This is a genomic window from Streptomyces acidicola (assembly GCF_009377235.1).
GTDB classification, from domain to species: domain Bacteria; phylum Actinomycetota; class Actinomycetes; order Streptomycetales; family Streptomycetaceae; genus Streptomyces; species Streptomyces acidicola.
In genome coordinates this window covers 19,149-34,082 of the sequence record NZ_VMNX01000090.1, presented here as the reverse complement: position 1 = coordinate 34,082, position 14,934 = coordinate 19,149, and the positions used below count along the sequence as shown (strand labels likewise).

General features: G+C 69.7%; 13 protein-coding genes and 3 pseudogenes. 9 read left to right on the top strand and 7 right to left on the bottom strand.

The features are described 5' to 3' along the window. From FPZ41_RS23110 to serC, 3 genes are all read left to right on the top strand, one after another. The coding region (locus tag FPZ41_RS23110; protein WP_228022917.1) for a cytochrome P450 at window positions 1-1,247 on the top strand (1,247 nt) is incomplete at its 5' end. Beyond that, window positions 1,244-2,524 (top strand): cytochrome P450 family protein, encoded by a 1,281-nt coding sequence (locus tag FPZ41_RS23105; protein ID WP_152865499.1) that lies wholly within the window; start codon window positions 1,244-1,246, stop codon window positions 2,522-2,524. The genes FPZ41_RS23110 and FPZ41_RS23105, both read left to right, overlap by 4 nt. 74 nt (window positions 2,525-2,598) lie before the next feature. Continuing rightward, on the top strand, window positions 2,599-3,717 hold the full coding sequence (gene serC, locus FPZ41_RS23100; protein ID WP_322620600.1) for a phosphoserine transaminase: 1,119 nt from the start codon (window positions 2,599-2,601) through the stop codon (window positions 3,715-3,717). Window positions 3,718-3,823: 106 nt separating this feature from the next. Here serC and FPZ41_RS23095 read toward each other — a convergent pair whose 3' ends face one another. Further along, entirely contained in the window at window positions 3,824-4,690 is an 867-nt protein-coding gene (locus FPZ41_RS23095) for an AraC family transcriptional regulator (RefSeq protein WP_131568746.1), read from the bottom strand. Between the two features lie 517 nt (window positions 4,691-5,207). On the opposite strand from FPZ41_RS23095, the pseudogene FPZ41_RS50305 reads away from it, so the two are divergent. Continuing rightward, window positions 5,208-5,321 (top strand): annotated as a pseudogene (locus FPZ41_RS50305) (phosphoserine transaminase); the annotation flags it as partial. A 122-nt stretch (window positions 5,322-5,443) separates the two neighbouring features. Here FPZ41_RS50305 and FPZ41_RS23090 read toward each other — a convergent pair. Together FPZ41_RS23090 and FPZ41_RS23085 are read right to left on the bottom strand one after the other, a co-directional pair. Continuing rightward, window positions 5,444-6,601, bottom strand: a pseudogene (locus tag FPZ41_RS23090) (glycoside hydrolase family 5 protein); the annotation flags it as partial. A gap of 203 nt (window positions 6,602-6,804) precedes the next feature. Further along, window positions 6,805-7,104: pseudogene (locus FPZ41_RS23085) on the bottom strand (HAD-IA family hydrolase); the annotation flags it as partial. 4 nt (window positions 7,105-7,108) lie between these two features. Here FPZ41_RS23085 and FPZ41_RS23080 point away from each other — a divergent pair. Beyond that, complete coding sequence (locus FPZ41_RS23080; protein ID WP_152865496.1) at window positions 7,109-7,642, top strand: CGNR zinc finger domain-containing protein; 534 nt, start codon at window positions 7,109-7,111, stop codon at window positions 7,640-7,642. A 76-nt stretch (window positions 7,643-7,718) separates the two neighbouring features. Here FPZ41_RS23080 and FPZ41_RS23075 read toward each other — a convergent pair whose 3' ends face one another. Further along, window positions 7,719-8,540, bottom strand: a complete 822-nt coding sequence (locus tag FPZ41_RS23075) for an ABC transporter permease (protein ID WP_152865494.1) — start codon at window positions 8,538-8,540, stop codon at window positions 7,719-7,721. Then, window positions 8,537-9,547, bottom strand: coding sequence for an ATP-binding cassette domain-containing protein (locus tag FPZ41_RS23070; RefSeq protein ID WP_152865492.1), 1,011 nt, complete (start codon window positions 9,545-9,547; stop codon window positions 8,537-8,539). The genes FPZ41_RS23075 and FPZ41_RS23070 overlap by 4 nt, the downstream gene beginning before the upstream one ends. Window positions 9,548-9,667: 120 nt before the next feature. On the opposite strand from FPZ41_RS23070, the gene FPZ41_RS23065 reads away from it, so the two are divergent. Beyond that, a complete protein-coding gene (locus FPZ41_RS23065; RefSeq protein ID WP_228022916.1) occupies window positions 9,668-10,498 on the top strand; it encodes a TetR/AcrR family transcriptional regulator in 831 nt (276 codons plus the stop codon). A gap of 58 nt (window positions 10,499-10,556) precedes the next feature. Here the strand turns inward: FPZ41_RS23065 and FPZ41_RS23060 are convergent, their stop codons facing one another. After that, a complete protein-coding gene (locus tag FPZ41_RS23060) occupies window positions 10,557-11,561 on the bottom strand; it encodes an SdiA-regulated/phytase-like domain-containing protein (protein ID WP_152865488.1) in 1,005 nt (334 codons plus the stop codon). A gap of 138 nt (window positions 11,562-11,699) precedes the next feature. Here FPZ41_RS23060 and FPZ41_RS23055 point away from each other — a divergent pair, with 138 nt between their 5' ends. The 3 genes from FPZ41_RS23055 (at window position 11,700) to FPZ41_RS23045 (ending at window position 14,136) form a co-directional block, all read left to right on the top strand. Further along, complete coding sequence (locus FPZ41_RS23055; protein ID WP_152865486.1) at window positions 11,700-12,377, top strand: GDSL-type esterase/lipase family protein; 678 nt, start codon at window positions 11,700-11,702, stop codon at window positions 12,375-12,377. A gap of 104 nt (window positions 12,378-12,481) precedes the next feature. Continuing rightward, window positions 12,482-13,072, top strand: coding sequence for a Uma2 family endonuclease (locus FPZ41_RS23050; RefSeq protein WP_152865484.1), 591 nt, complete (start codon window positions 12,482-12,484; stop codon window positions 13,070-13,072). Between the two features lie 68 nt (window positions 13,073-13,140). Then, the gene (locus tag FPZ41_RS23045) at window positions 13,141-14,136 is read left to right on the top strand and encodes an aldo/keto reductase (protein ID WP_152865482.1); all 996 of its coding nucleotides are present in this window, start codon (window positions 13,141-13,143) and stop codon (window positions 14,134-14,136) included. Window positions 14,137-14,334: 198 nt separating this feature from the next. Here the strand turns inward: FPZ41_RS23045 and thpR are convergent, their stop codons facing one another. Continuing rightward, window positions 14,335-14,907 (bottom strand): RNA 2',3'-cyclic phosphodiesterase, encoded by a 573-nt coding sequence (gene thpR / locus FPZ41_RS23040; protein WP_152865505.1) that lies wholly within the window; start codon window positions 14,905-14,907, stop codon window positions 14,335-14,337. Window positions 14,908-14,934 lie beyond the last annotated feature (27 nt).

Here is a 14,934-nt window from a genome sequence, read left to right as displayed (position 1 = left end):
CCGCACCCGCCCCTGCCCCCGCGCGCGTCCCGCTCGGCGGACCCCGCTTCCAGAGCGAACCGGACGCCCTGTACCGGGAGTTGCGGCAGGAGTACGGGGCCGTGGCGCCCGTCGTGCTCGACGGCGGGGTGCCGGCGTGGCTGGTGCTCGGGTATCGCGAGCTGCATCAGGTGACCGGCGATCCGGTGCTGTTCAGCCGCGACTCCGAGCTGTGGAACCAGTGGCCGAACATCCCCGACGACTGGCCGCTGCTGCCGATGATCGGCCGCAAGCAGCCCTCGATCCTCTACACGGTCGGCGAACGCCACCGTGAGCGCGCCGCGATGATCAGCAACGCTCTCGAAGCCGCCGACCCCTTCCAACTGCGTGCCCTCGCCGAGCGGCTGGCCGACGAACTGATCGACGCGGTGTGCCAAAAGGGTGAGGCGGACCTGGTCGCGGGCTACGCGATGCTGCTGCCGGTACGGGTGCTGGCGGCGCTCTTCGGGTTCGCGGAGGAGCAGGGGCCCGGGCTGGTCGGCGCGCTGAACGACATGATCGACGGCCGCGAGCGCGCCCTCGCCGGCCAGGCGCATCTGGCCTCGTCCATGGCCCGGCTGGTGGCCGACAGGAGAACGGCCCCGGCGGACGACGTGGTGTCCCGGATGCTCGCGCACTCCGCCGGCCTCGGAGACGAGTTCACGGACGAGGAGATCGTCCAGGACCTCATGGTCATCACGGCGGCCGGGCACCAGCCGACCGCCGACTGGATCGGCAACTCGCTGCACCTGATGCTGACGGACGACCGTTTCTCGGCCTCCCTCTTCGGGGGCCGCAACAGCGTGGCCGAGGCCATGAACGAGGTTCTCTGGGAGGACGCCCCCACCCAGAACGTGGCCGGCCGCTGGGCGTCCCGCGACACCCGGCTCGGCGACCGCCACATCCGCGCGGGCGACCTGCTGCTGCTCGGCCTGCAGGGCGCCAACTCCGACCCCCGGGTCCGTACCCACGGCTCCGCCCTGACCGGTGGCAACAACGCGCACTTCTCCTTCGGGCACGGGGAGCACCGGTGCCCGTTCCCGGCGCAGGAGGTGGCGGAGGTCATCGCGCGGACGGGCATCGAGGTCGTACTGGACCGGCTGCCGGACATCGATCTGGCGGTACCGGCCGGGTCCCTGACCCGCCGGCCGTCACCGTGGCTGCGCGGGCTGACGGAACTGCCGGTGACGTTCACGCCCACTCCCGCCGTTGGAGGCATGCGCGCATGACGACTGACATCGGACAAACCCCTGGCGTCGAACCGACCCGTATCGTGCTCGACCCCCTCGTCTCCGATCTGGACGGGGAGAGCGCCGCGCTTCTCGCGGCCGGACCGCTGGCAGCCGTGGAACTTCCGGGTGGGGTGCCCGTGTGGGCGGTCACCCACCATGCCGAGGCGCGGCAACTGCTCACGGATCCCCGGCTGGTGAAGGACATCAACGTCTGGGGTGCCTGGCAGCGCGGCGAGATCGCGCCCGACTGGCCGTTGATCGGGCTCGCCAATCCGGGCCGTTCCATGCTGACGGTGGACGGAGCGGATCACCGCCGTCTCCGGGCGCTGGTGGCGCAGGCGCTGACGCCGCGGCGGGTGGAGCGGATGCGCGACAAGATCACGAAGCTGACGGAGGACCTCCTCGACCGGCTGCCCACGGACCGGGACGGGAACGGGAACGGTGACGGGGACGGGGACGGGCCGGTGGTCGACCTGAAGGCGGAGTTCGCGTACCCGCTCCCGATGTACGTCATCGCGGACCTCATGGGCCTCGACCAGACCCGGCTGCCCCGTGTGAAGGTGCTCTTCGAGAAGTTCTTCTCGACTCAGACGCCGCCGGAGGAGGTCGTCGCGACGCTCACCGAGCTGGCGCAGATCATGGCGGAGACGGTGTCGGTGAAGCGGGCGGAGCCCGGCGACGACCTCACGTCCGCGCTGATCCAGGCCGCCGAGGACGGTGACCGCCTCACCGACCAGGAGATCGTCTCCACGCTCCAGCTGATGGTGGCGGCGGGCCACGAGACGACGATCTCGCTCATCGTCAACGCGGTGGTGAACCTGTCCGCCCATCCGGAACAGCGCGCGCTGGTCCTCTCGGGGAAGGCCGACTGGTCCTCGGTGATCGAGGAGACGCTGCGCTACTCGACGCCGACGTCGCACGTACTGATCCGCTTCGCGACGGAGGACGTGCCCGTCGGGGACAAGGTCATTCCGGCGGGGGACGCGTTGATCGTCTCGTACGCCGCCCTCGGCCGGGACGAGGCGGCCCACGGGCCGTCGGCCGGCGTCTTCGACATCACGCGCCCGACCGCGAACCGGCACATCGCCTTCGGGCACGGGCCGCATGTGTGCCCCGGAGCCGCGTTGTCCCGCCTGGAGGCGGGGGTGGCCCTCCCGGCCCTGTACGCCCGCTTCCCGTCCCTCGACCTGGCGGTCCCGGCGGGCGAGCTCCGCAACAAGCCGGTGGTGACGCAGAACGACCTGTTCGAGCTGCCGGTCCGCCTCGGCGGCTGACCCGGTGGCGAGAAGCCGTCTCACCCGACGGACGAGGTTGCGCCCGGGTTTCCAGAAAGGGCTACGCTCCCTCCGTGGCTGATATCCAGATTCCCGCTGACATCAAGCCCGCCGACGGACGGTTCGGCGCCGGCCCCTCCAAGGTGCGCACGGAGGCGCTGGACGCCCTCGCCGCCTCCGGTACCTCCCTGATGGGCACCTCCCACCGCCAGGCTCCGGTGAAGAACCTGGTCGGCAAGGTGCGTGAGGGCATCAGCGAGCTGTTCCAGGTCCCCGACGGCTACGAGGTCGTCCTCGGCAACGGCGGCTCCACCGCGTTCTGGGACATCGCGACCCACGGACTCATCGAGAACAAGTCGCAGCACCTCTCGTTCGGCGAGTTCTCCTCCAAGTTCGCCAAGGCCGCGAAGCTCGCCCCCTGGCTGGCCGAGCCGACCGTCATCTCCAGCGACCCCGGCACTCACCCTGAGCCCGCCGCCGAGGCCGGCGTGGACGTGTACGCGTTCACCCACAACGAGACCTCCACCGGCGTGGCCATGCCCCTCAAGCGCGTCAACGGTGCCGACGAGGGTTCCCTCGTCCTGGTGGACGCCACCTCGGGCGCCGGCGGCCTCCCCGTCGACATCAGCGAGACGGACGTCTACTACTTCGCCCCGCAGAAGTCGTTCGCCTCGGACGGCGGTCTCTGGATCGGAGTGTTCTCCCCGGCCGCCATCGAGCGCGCGGAGCGCGTCCACGCGAGCGGCCGCCACGTGCCCGAGTTCTTCTCGCTGCCGACGGCGATCGACAACTCGCGCAAGAACCAGACGTACAACACCCCGGCCCTCGCCACCCTCTTCCTGCTCAACCAGCAGCTGGAGTGGCTGAACGGCCAGGGTGGCCTCGCCTGGTCGTCGGCTCGTACGAAGGACTCCTCGACCCGCCTGTACGGCTGGGCGGAGGAAAGCAAGTACGCGAACCCCTTCGTCGCCGACCCCGCCAAGCGCTCCCAGGTCATCGGCACGATCGACTTCAGCGACGAGATCGACGCGGCCGCCGTCGCCAAGGTGCTGCGCGCCAACGGCATCGTCGACACCGAGCCCTACCGCAAGCTCGGCCGCAACCAGCTCCGCGTCGCCATGTTCCCGGCGGTCGACCCGGCGGACGTCGAGGCGCTCACCAAGTGCGTCGACTACGTGATCGAGAAACTCTGATCAAACAGCTCTGATCACTGACGTACGACACTGAAGGGCGCCCGGTGACACCACCGGGCGCCCTTGTCGCGTCTCACACGGTCACTGGTGCCTTGTTCAGCCTTGTTCAGCCCTGTTCCCGCTCCACCGGAAGCCACAGCTCGGCCTCGGCCTCGGTCCTGTCCGGCGACAGGCGGGTACGCAGGATTTCGGGGCCCGGCCGACTCCGGTACGGGTTGGACGGGAACCACTCCGTGAACACGTCCCGCCACAGGTACTGGATGGCATCCGGCGCCGGCCCGGAGGTGGTGAAGACCGCCCAGGTGCCGGCCGGGACAGGCAGGACGGTCGTGCCCTCGGGGGGAGCCGCCGACGTGATGACCCCCTGGTAGTAGTCGAGTTCCGTGCCTTCGGCACGGCTCGGGTCCAGGTCGTCGCAGACCGCAACGACGCCCTGCGGCTCCTGGTCCGACAGCTTCTCCAGTCGCTCCAGGGTCCGCGGTTCGATCCCGCGGACGAAGTCGATGATCGCCTGGTTCGGCCCCACATGCACCAGAGGCACCCGGGCCTTGAAACCGACGACGGTGAAGGCCGGCTTGTCCACTACGCGATAGCGCATACTGCTGCTCCCTTCGACGGTGAGACGGAAGGTCAACCGGGGCTGGGAGACGAGCGCGGCGCCAGTGCGCCGGGCCTCGCCCGGCCCGACACCGTGCATGACGCGGAACGCCCGGGCGAACGCCTCGCCCGAGCCATAGCCGTAGCGCACGGCAATGCTCAGCAGTGACTCACGCCCGGCGAGCACCTCGGCACCCGCGACGGTGAGCCGTCGGCGCCGGATGTACTCCGACAGCGGCATGCCCGCGAGCGCGGAGAACATCCGGCGGAGGTGGTACTCCGAGGTGGCCGCGATGCGGGCGAGCCCAGCCACGTCGACGGCCTCGTCGAGGTGGCGCTCGATGTGCTCCATGGCCTGGTTGAGCCGCTCCAGCACGCCAGGTCTCCTTCCTTCTTTGCGATCACCACGCTAGGCGGCACGCACCCTGCCGGACCCGACATCCTGTGCCCGATCAAGTCGGGTACGCGCGGCGGCCCAACAGGCGGAAACCAGCGGCACTCGGTCCGGGCAGCTCACGTGCGCCACTCCTCCCGCGGCGTGTGCACCGTGACGTACAACCGCACCATGGAGCCTGCATCCTCAAGATGTCCGGCGTGCGCTGCCGCCCTCGCGTGGAACGAGGGCCGGGCCAAAGGCCCCCAACACGACTCGGAGGCAAGGAGTGGCAAGCGTTTCTTCGCGCAGGGCCAGCAGCAAGGCCCCGTTCCGGAACCGGCTGACCCCCCGGTCCCGTTCCGATGCCGTTGGCGAATCCGCCGCAGCCGGGGCATCCAGCCGTGGGGGTGCGACACTTTCGCCAAAAGTGTCGCACCCCCACGGCCAACATGCCGCGGATCCAGTGCCACCCTTGAACACACCCACGTCGCCGCCAGGATTCGCCAAGAGCATCGACATCGTCGACACAGAGCCCTGCCGCAAGCTCGGCGGCAACCAGCTCCGCGTCGCCATGTTCCCGGCCATCGACCCAGCGGACACCAACTGCGTCGACTGCGTCTTCGAGGGGCTGCAGTCCCTCCCTTATCCCTGCCTGCCCGGTCCGTACGTCGCTGCCCATAGGGAGCGGTCCGTACATCGATGGGGGCGCCCGGCGAACACCAGGCGCCCCTCACTCATGACGGCTCACGCCCCGAACCCCGGCGCCTTCACGCTCGCCAGATACCCGTCCTTGACGGTGTCCACGGTCGACCAGTCGTCCTTCAGGATGCCGCCCGTGTCACCGGAGTTGGGGTTCCACGACCAGAAGGTCCAGTGGAAGCTGTCGGCGCCGTACGCCGACGTCGACCGCAGGTACGTCACCAGCGCGGCCAGCCACTTCTGGTCCACCGTCGACTGGAGCGTCGTACCGAACTCACCGACCCACACGGGCGCGATGTTCTGCTTGAAGATGTAGCCCCAGTACCTGTCCCATACGCCCGGCATGTTGTCGGGGAACGACGGGTCGCTGAACCAGGGCTGCTGGGCCACGCTGGTGGCGTAGTCGTGGGCGGAGTACACCACCCGGTTGGGCACGTCGAGCTGCACCGGGTACTGCGCGACGCCCATCAGGTTGCCGCCCCACCAGCCGGAGACCCCGTTGTACGTCTGCACGCCCTCGACCAGGATCAGCAGCTCGGGGTTGACGGACAGGACCGCGTTACCGGCGCGCTGTGCGGCCAGCCGCCAGTCCCTCGTGGTGTCGCCGCAGCCCCAACAGGCCGGATCGTGCGGTTCGTTGTGAGGATCGATGCCGACGACCGTGGAGTTCCCCTTGTACCGCGCCGCCAGGGACCTGAGATTGGCGATCCACGTCGACTCCGGCACGGCCGAGGTGTACCAGAGTGCCGACTGGCCGCCCGCGTCCGGTCGGTGCCGGTCGAGGATGACCTTCAGACCGGTCCGGCCGGCGTACGTCACGATCCTGTCCATGGCCTGGAGCGAGGTCAGGCCCTGCAGGTCGGCGTTCATGCCGCCGGAGAAGTTGATGCTGTCGGGTGTGGTGCCGCTCTTGAGGATGTCGTCGCTGTAGGGCAGCCGGATGGTGTTGTAGCCCAGCGACTTCATCTGGTCGATCATGCTCTTGTAGTCGCGTGCCCAGAGACCGTGGACGACGTGGTTGCCGGTCTCGAAGCCGAACCAGTTGATCCCGGCGATACGGACCGGCTGCCCGGCCGCGTCCAGGATCTGGCGGCCGCTGGTGTGCCAGTAGCCCGCCCCCGGCTCCGCCGCGTCGGCCGTCTGCACGGCGGCCAGCGGTAACAGGAGCGCCGCGGCGGCTGCGCACAGCGCTCTTCGCAAGCTGCGGAACATGTCGCTGCTTCCTCTCGGGAGGCGCCGGGCCCGGAACGAGTGGGAGCGCTCCCACAACCCTGCACCTTCCATGGAAGTCGGGCCGCATGGACACGTCAAGATGCTGGGCGTCACCGCTCCGGTCCCAGTGACTGAGCTACTTGAACTCCCGCACCGCCAGAGCCCCCGCCCGGGGCGCTCGCAACCGCCCCGGGTCGGCCCGACTACCTCACCGTCAGCGCGGTGATCAGTTCGCCCAGTCCGTCGAACCGCCAGTCGAAGACATCGGAACTCGCCGGCGGATCCCCGACCGGCCGCTGGACGTAGGCGGTGCGCATGCCCGTCGCCTGAGCTCCGCGAAGGCCCCAGGCATGGGCGGCCACCATGAGGACGCGTTCCGGTGGGCATCCGGCGGTGTCGATGGCGAGCTGGTAGACCTCCGGCGCGGGCTTGCAGGCCAGGACGGTTTCACTGGACAAGGCCTGCTGGAAGCCCAGCCCGGCATGTGCGTTGAGTCCCGGCACCGTGATGTCTCGTCGGGACGAGCCCGTCGACCTCCTGGTCGCGCCCGGGGACCTTGAGCGGTGGGTGACGGAGTGCGACGAGCTCCCCGACCGTGCCACCGCCGACTTCGCGGCCTTCGAGTCCGCGCTGTCACTGCGAGAGGCGCTCTACCGGCTTGCTCTCGATCGAGTGCTCGAACGGCCCTTCGATCCGGGCAGCCCCAGGATCGTCAATGACACGGCCGCCGGACCAGTGCCCACGATCAAGCTCAGCGACGCGGGGGTGCGCCTGACGGGAGACCTCCTCGCGGCGCTCTCCCAAGTGGCCAGAAGTGGGATCGCCGTGCTCGCCGATCCCCACGCCTACCTCAAGGAGTGCGGTCGCACTGGCTGCACTCGTATCTATCTCGACCGCTCGCGCGGCGCCCGGCGCACCTGGTGCGGGATGTCCGAGTGCGGCAACCGGGTCAAGGCCGCGGCTTGCCGGGCTCGCAGACGGCCCTCGGCCACAGCCGAGGGCCGCGTGGACGGCGAACTCGGCCACGCCCCGCAGGACTAGGGCCTGTCCGGAGCCCTGCCACGGGTGGCTGAGGTGAGGGGGCGGCTCCGCGCCTGCCCGCCGCCCCCTCCTCGCCTCAACGGCTGAGCCTCTGGAACCTCCGTACCGCCAGCGGCAGGAACACCGCCGTCAGGACCAGCGGCCACACCCCCGCCATGAGCAGCGCGTGCTGCTCCACCCACGAGTCGCCGCTCCCCACCGGCGTACCGAACAGCTCGCGCGTCGCGGCGGCCGTGGAGGAGATCGGGTTCCACGCCGCCACGACGCCCAGCCAGTCGGGCATGAGCTGGGGCGCGACGTAGATGCTGGAGATCATCGTCAGGGGGAAGGCGACCGCGAACAGGCCGCCCGCCGCCTCGGGGTTGGGGACCAGGAGCCCGAGCCACACACCGATCCAGATCAGCGCGAAGCGCAGCCACAGCAGCAGTCCGAAGGCGGCCAGGAAGCCGAGGCCGCCGTCTGGGCGCCAGCCCATCGCCACCGCGGTGAGCATCATGATCGCCAACTCCGCGCAGGCGGTGATCAGATCGGTCACCCCGCGTCCCGCGACCACCGCCGACGACGCCATCGGCATGGAGCGGAAGCGGTCGATGACGCCCTTGGTGGAGTCGTGGACCACGACCGTCGCCGTGTTGATGAAGCCGAACGCCATCGTCATCACGAACATGCCCGGCATCAGGAAGTCCTTGTAGTCCCCGCCGCCGGGCACCTTCATGGCGCTGCCGAAGACATAGCCGTAGAGGAGGACCGAGAGGATCGGAAAGCCGAGCTGCCAGGCGATGTTGACGGGCTGGCGCTGGTAGTGGGTCAGGCCGCGGCGGACGATGTTCCAGCAGTCGGCCAGCGCCCAGTACGCCCGTCCGTGGGCGGGCCGCCCGGTGAGGTCGAGGGCGCTCATGCCGCCGCCTCCTTCCCCGTACCTGTCTTCCCCGTACTCGCCGAAGGTTCCGTACGGTGTCCGGTCAGGCGCAGGAACACGTCGTCGAGGCTCGGCCTGCGCAGTCCGATGTCCTCGACCAGCACGCCCTCGTCCTGCAACGTCCGTGCCACCTCCGTCAGGGCCGCCACGCGGTCGGTCACCTGGGCGTGGACGCGCGACTCCGCCTCGTCCGCCTCCGGTTCGCCGTCCGCGACGCGGGCGACCACCTTCACCGCCCGGGGGATGTCGGACCGCTCGGCCACGACGACCTCGATCCGGTCGCCGCCGACGGTGCTCTTCAGTCCGTCCGGGGTGTCGTCCGCGATGTCCCGTCCCTGGTCGATGACGGTGATGCGGGAGGCCAGCTTGTCGGCCTCCTCCAGGTACTGCGTGGTGAGCAGAACGGTCGTGCCGTCGGCCACCAACGCCCGTACGGACTCCCAGACCTCGCCGCGGCTGCGCGGGTCGAGCCCGGTCGTCGGCTCGTCGAGGAACAGCACGGCCGGGGCGAGGATCATCGAGGCAGCGAGGTCGAGCCGGCGCCGCATACCGCCGCTGTAGTCGCCGACCCCCTTGTCGGCGGCGTCCACCAGGTCGAACCGCTCCAGCAGTTCACCCGCCCGTCGCCGCGCCCGCTTTCCTCCCAGGTGGAACAACCGGCCGAACATCTCGAGGTTCTGACGTCCCGTCAACACCTCGTCCACCGCCGCGTACTGGCCGGTGAGCCCGATCCGCGCCCGTACGTCGCGCGGGCGGCGTACCACGTCGAGTCCGGCCACCGTGGCGCGACCCTCGTCCAGTCGTACGAGCGTGGACAGGATGCGTACGGCGGTGGTCTTGCCCGCGCCGTTCGGCCCCAGCAAGCCATGCACGGTGCCCTTGCGCACTGCGAGGCCGAAGCCGTCGAGCGCGCGTTTGGGGCCGTACCGCTTCACGAGACCTTCGGCCTGTACGGCGTATCCGTCGTCTTCCAATTCCAACGCCATCTCCCCCTCCCCTAAAACTGAGTACGGTGTACCCATAAAAGAGTACGCCGTACTCAGTTTCTGTCCAGTGATTTCCCTCGGCCGGCAAAGAGCCATGTCAGGAGGGCTACGCTGATGTTCATGGCGAGGACCGAGACCAGCGGCAGCGGCAATATCAAGCTCACCCTGAAGCTGCTGTGGGGCGGCGGCGAGCGCCCCAGCCGGGGGCCCAAACCGGGGCTGACTCTCGATCGGATCGTCGCCACGGCCGTCGGGATCGCCGACACCGAGGGGCTGGAGGCGGTGTCGATGCGCCGCGTGTCCACCGCGCTGGACGTCGGCACGATGTCGCTCTACCGGTACGTACCGGGCAAGGCCGAGCTGCTCGATCTGATGCTCGACCGGGTGCAGCGCGAGGCGCTGGAGGCCGACCCGGGGAACCTGACGGCAGGGACCGGCTGGCGCCGGGCCGTCGAGCTCCTGGCCCGCGGCTACCTGGAGCACTACCGGCGCCACCCGTGGCTGCTGCGGGTCAACGAGGCCCGCTCGGTTCTGGGCCCGAGTTCCCTGCGCTCACTGGAGGTCGCCCTGGTTCCGCTCCAGGGCATGGGGCTCAGCGACCCCGAGCTGATGTCTGTGATCATCTCGGTGCAGTCCTTCGCCGGCGGCATCGCGCGCATGGAGATCGACACCGACGACGCCGCGAAGGAAACGGGCCTGAGCCACGAGGAGTTCTGGGAGCAGCAGCGGCCGTACCTCGAACAGGCCATGGAGAGCGGGCAGTTCCCTGTGATCGCCGCGCTGGCCGAGGACACCTTCTCGGAAGAGTTCGACCACTTCACCTTCGGCCTGCGGCGGTTCCTGGACGGCCTGGAGGTACTGGTCGCCGAGCGAGCCGGGCGGACCGAGCGAACCAGGCGGACCGAGCGGACCGAGCGAGCCGGGCGGACCGAGCGGCGCGAAGAAGGGTGACCCGGCGCGCGTCACGCCGTCACGGACCGGGACCCCGGAGGGTCCCTACCCACCCGGTCTACGACGGGCGCCGCCGCAGCCGCTTCAGCACCCACAGGACGACGACACCGGCAGCCACGGCCAGCGCACCTGTCTTGAAACCGGAGCTCGGGCCGCCGTCGCCGTCCCCTCCGCCGGCCTCCGAACCTCCGCCCCCGGACGACGACTCGGAGCCGCCGCTGCCCGCACCCGGCGCGTCCCGCGCCACGACCGTGCTGCCCTCGCCCTCACTGCCGTACATGATCTTGGACCCGTCGGTCGTGTACGTCACTGACTCGCCCTGTCTCTGCAGGGGGACGCTCAGCTGCTGTATCCGCTTGATCTTCCCGTCGTTCCAGTCGTACAGGATCCCGCCGAAGTACCCGCGTACGGCGAGCCGCTTGCCGTCGGGCGAGAAGGCCGCGTCGGTGGCCCACAGGTCGACGGGTGCGACGGGCTCGTAGACGTTCGTGCCGGACGCGGAGAGCTCCGCGGGCCCCTCGTACAGATGCCCGCCGTCCTCCTGCTTGTCGATGATGTAGACGCGCCCGGTCCTGGGGTGGACGACCATCGACTCGGCGTCGCGGGAGCCGTCGGAGTACTTGACGACGTACTGAGTGGCCCGGATCGACTGGTCCTTGAGCTCCTTCGGCTCGGGCAGCCGATAGATCCACACGTAGGGCCAGGTGACGCCGTCGTTGTCGCCGATGTCCCCGACCCAGATCTGGTTGTCCGGCCCGATGGAGATGGCCTCGACGTCACGCGGCATGCCGACGCCGGTCATGGTGACGGTGGCGACGGTCCTGCCGGTCTTGCTGTCGACGGCGTAGAGGTAGGCGCCCGTGTCCTGGTCGTTGTGGGTCCAGTAGATCCCGGGGTGCTGTCGCGAGGCCGCAAGGCCGCTGGACTCGGTGATCCTCGGGTCCTGGATGGTGAACCCGCCGTCGTCGTCAGCGGCGACCGGCGCGGCCGAGGCAGCGGCGAGGAGAACCCCGACGAGGCCGGCGAGGAGGGGGAGGGATCGACGAGGCAATCGACGAGGCATGCCGACAACCGTATGCCGTCTTCCGTCCACGGGCAGTGCCCGGCCGGTCCCCAGTGGCCCCCGACACGTGGCGAGGCTCACAGCACGGAACCGCCATGGAGCGCTTACCCGTTGGTAGCGATCGATCATGATGACCGCATGCTCAGGTTCATGCCCGTCGGCGACTCCATGACCATCGGCAGCTCGGGCGAACACACGTGGCGTTACCGGATGTGGCAGCACCTGTGCGCGACGTACGGCGGTCCCTTCCGGATCGTCGGCCCGCGGGAGGCGCTCCACGACAAGATGACGGACACCCCGACGTCGTACGCCTACGCGGACCCGGACTTCCCCCGCGCCCACCTGGCGGGGTGGGGCGAGGGGTGGCTCCACATGGCGCCGCTGATCACGGAGACGGTGCGGACCCATCGGGCGGACGTGCTGCTGGTCTCCCTGGGCCTGATCGACCTGGGCTTCTACACGGACGCGGACCAGACGGCGGAGAACGTACGACACTTCGTGGCCGGAGCCCGCCTGGGGAACCCGCGCGTCCACATGGTCCTGCTGCCCGTGATCCCCAACATCCGGGCGGAGTCGGACGCCTCCTTCGCCGCCCAGGTGACCCGCTTCAACGAACTCCTCGCCAAGACGGCGGCCGACCTGGACGAACCCCGCTCCCCGCTCCTGCTCGCCTCGCCCCCGACGTCGTACGACATCCACCGGGACACCTACGACGGCACACACCCGAACGAGAGCGGCGAGCACCGGATAGCGGCGGCCTTCGCCGACACCATGCACCAGGCGTGGGGCCTGGGCGAGCCGTACTCCCGTCTCTGACGCCGGGAAGTTTCCCTGCGCCCGCCGCCCGTGTCCCGGTCACCGTGCGTATCGTTGTACTGCGCGGCTGTGCTCGTCCGAGGCAGCCGGGGAGGAGCGCCACGATGACCGTCCTTGCAGACAGGATCGCGATGGCCGAGAGCGACAACACGCGCCAGCTCGACGAGATGTTCGAGCGGCTCGAAAAGATGCCCGTCCCCGAGGGATACAAGGTCGAGATCGTCGAGGGGACCGTCTACATGTCGCCACAGCGGGACGTGCACTGGGAGACCATCCGCATGATCATCTGGGCACTCGAAGATCGCTTCGGACGACGCTCGAAGGTGTTCTCGGACGTCCGCATCGACTTCCCCGACCGCATGAACGGCCTCGCCCCGGACGTCGCCAAGCTGCGCGAGGGCGCCGAGAAGGACTCCGAGGGCCGTTGGCGTCCCGAGGACGTGGAGTTCATCGCCGAGGTCATCTCCAAGGACACCGCCAAGAACGACTACGGCCCCAAGAAGACCGCATACGCGCTCGCCGAGGTCCCCGTCTACCTGATCGCCGACCCCTACGCGGGCAAGTGCCGCCTGTTCACTCAGCCCAAGGACGGCGACTACGTCAGCGAACTGTCCGTCGCCTTCGGCGCTGACATCGACATGACCACCACTCTCCTCGGCCTCACCCTCAAGACCGACGAGTTCCCCCGCGACTGACCTGCCGCCGCGCCACGAACCCCGGGCACCTTGCCTAGAGCGCACTCGACGTCGTTGGCTTGGCAGTCATGAAGTACACACAGCTCGGACGCACGGGACTCAAGGTCAGCCGACTGGTGCTCGGCACCATGAACTTCGGACCGCAGACGGACGAAGCGGACAGCCACGCGATCATGGACGCGGCGCTGGACGCGGGGATCAACTTCTTCGACACCGCGAACGTGTACGGCTGGGGCGAGAACAAGGGCCGTACCGAGAGCATCATCGGCAACTGGTTCGCCAAGGGCGGGGAGCGGCGCGACAAGGTCGTGCTCGCCACCAAGGTCTACGGGAACATGGACCCCGACGGCGCCACCGTCTGGCCCAACCACGACAAGCTCTCCGCGCTGAACATCCGGCGGGCGGTGGAGGCCAGCCTGAAGCGCCTCCAGACCGACCACATCGATCTGTACCAGTTCCACCACATCGACCGGGACACTCCCTTCGATGAGATCTGGCAGGCCGTCGACGTCCTCGTGCAGCAGGGCAAGATCCTGTACGCGGGCTCCAGCAATTTCCCCGGCTACAAGATCGCCCAGGCCAACGAGACCGCCGCCCGGCGCGGCGGCACCATCGGCCTCGTCAGCGAGCAGTGCCTCTACAACCTCGCCGAGCGCCGCGCCGAGATGGAGGTCATCCCGGCCGCCCAGGAGTACGGCCTCGGGGTCATCCCGTGGTCACCCCTGCACGGCGGGCTGCTGGGCGGTGTGATCAAGAAGGAGGCCAAGGGCGGCCGCAGGAGCAGTGGCCGGACCGCCGAGGCGCTCACCGATCCCGCCGTCCGCGCGCAGGTCCAGGCGTACGAGGACCTGCTGGAGAAGCACGGCACCGAGCCCGGCGAGGCGGCCCTCGCCTGGCTGCTGACCCGTCCGGGCGTCACGGGCCCGATCGTGGGCCCGCGCACCGCAGAGCAGCTGGAGTCGGCGATCCGGGCGTCCGAGCTGGAGCTGTCCGCGGAGCTGCTGACCGCACTGGACGAGATCTTCCCGGGCCCGGGCCCGTCTCCGGAGGCCTTCGCCTGGTAAGAGCCCCTGCAAAGGGGCGCGGGGAACTGCGCGACCAGCCACATGGCACCCGCAGCCAGCCAACAACGCGCAGTTCCCCGGCTCATCGAGCGGAGCGACTACTTGCCGAGCGCCGAGGCCATGGCAACGAGGGCGAACATCATCACGAGCACACCGGCCATGATCCGGTTACGGGTCTTCGGGTCCACAGAGGTGAGGTTAACCGGCCGCCCCGAGCGCCCAGCGGGCGACCGTCTCGTATCGCGGCTGCTCCCCCGGCACCCCCGACCACGGCAGGTTGCTGCGCACCATCGCCAGCTCGGACACCGTCCACGTACGGCTGGTGAAGAGGGCGAGGCTCTCTATGAACGGCCGTACGTGGACCGTCTCCCGGCTGCGGGCCACCGTCAGGTGGGGCGTGTAGCGGCGGTGCTCCCCCATCGGCACCCCCGCCTTGCGCGCCGCCGCCTCCGAGCGGTCGGCCAGCAGCCGCAGGGCGTTCAGGTCGCCGTCCGCTCCCGCCCACAGCGCCCGACCGCGCCCGAAGTGCCCGCCGCCCCGCACCGCGAGCGGGAACGGCTCGGTACGCCGTGCGGCGCGCTCCAGCCGCTCCGAGAGGTCGGGGACGAGGTCCTCGTCGACCTGGCCGTAGAAGGCGAGGGTGAAGTGCCACCCGGGCCGCCCGGTCCACCGCAGCCGGTCCGCCCCCGGCAGCCCCTTCAGCTCGCCGACGACGTGCTCCAGTTCGTCGACCACGTCGGACGGTGGCAGCACCGCCGCGAACAGTCTCATGGTGCTCATCGCCCTCACCCTTCCGGG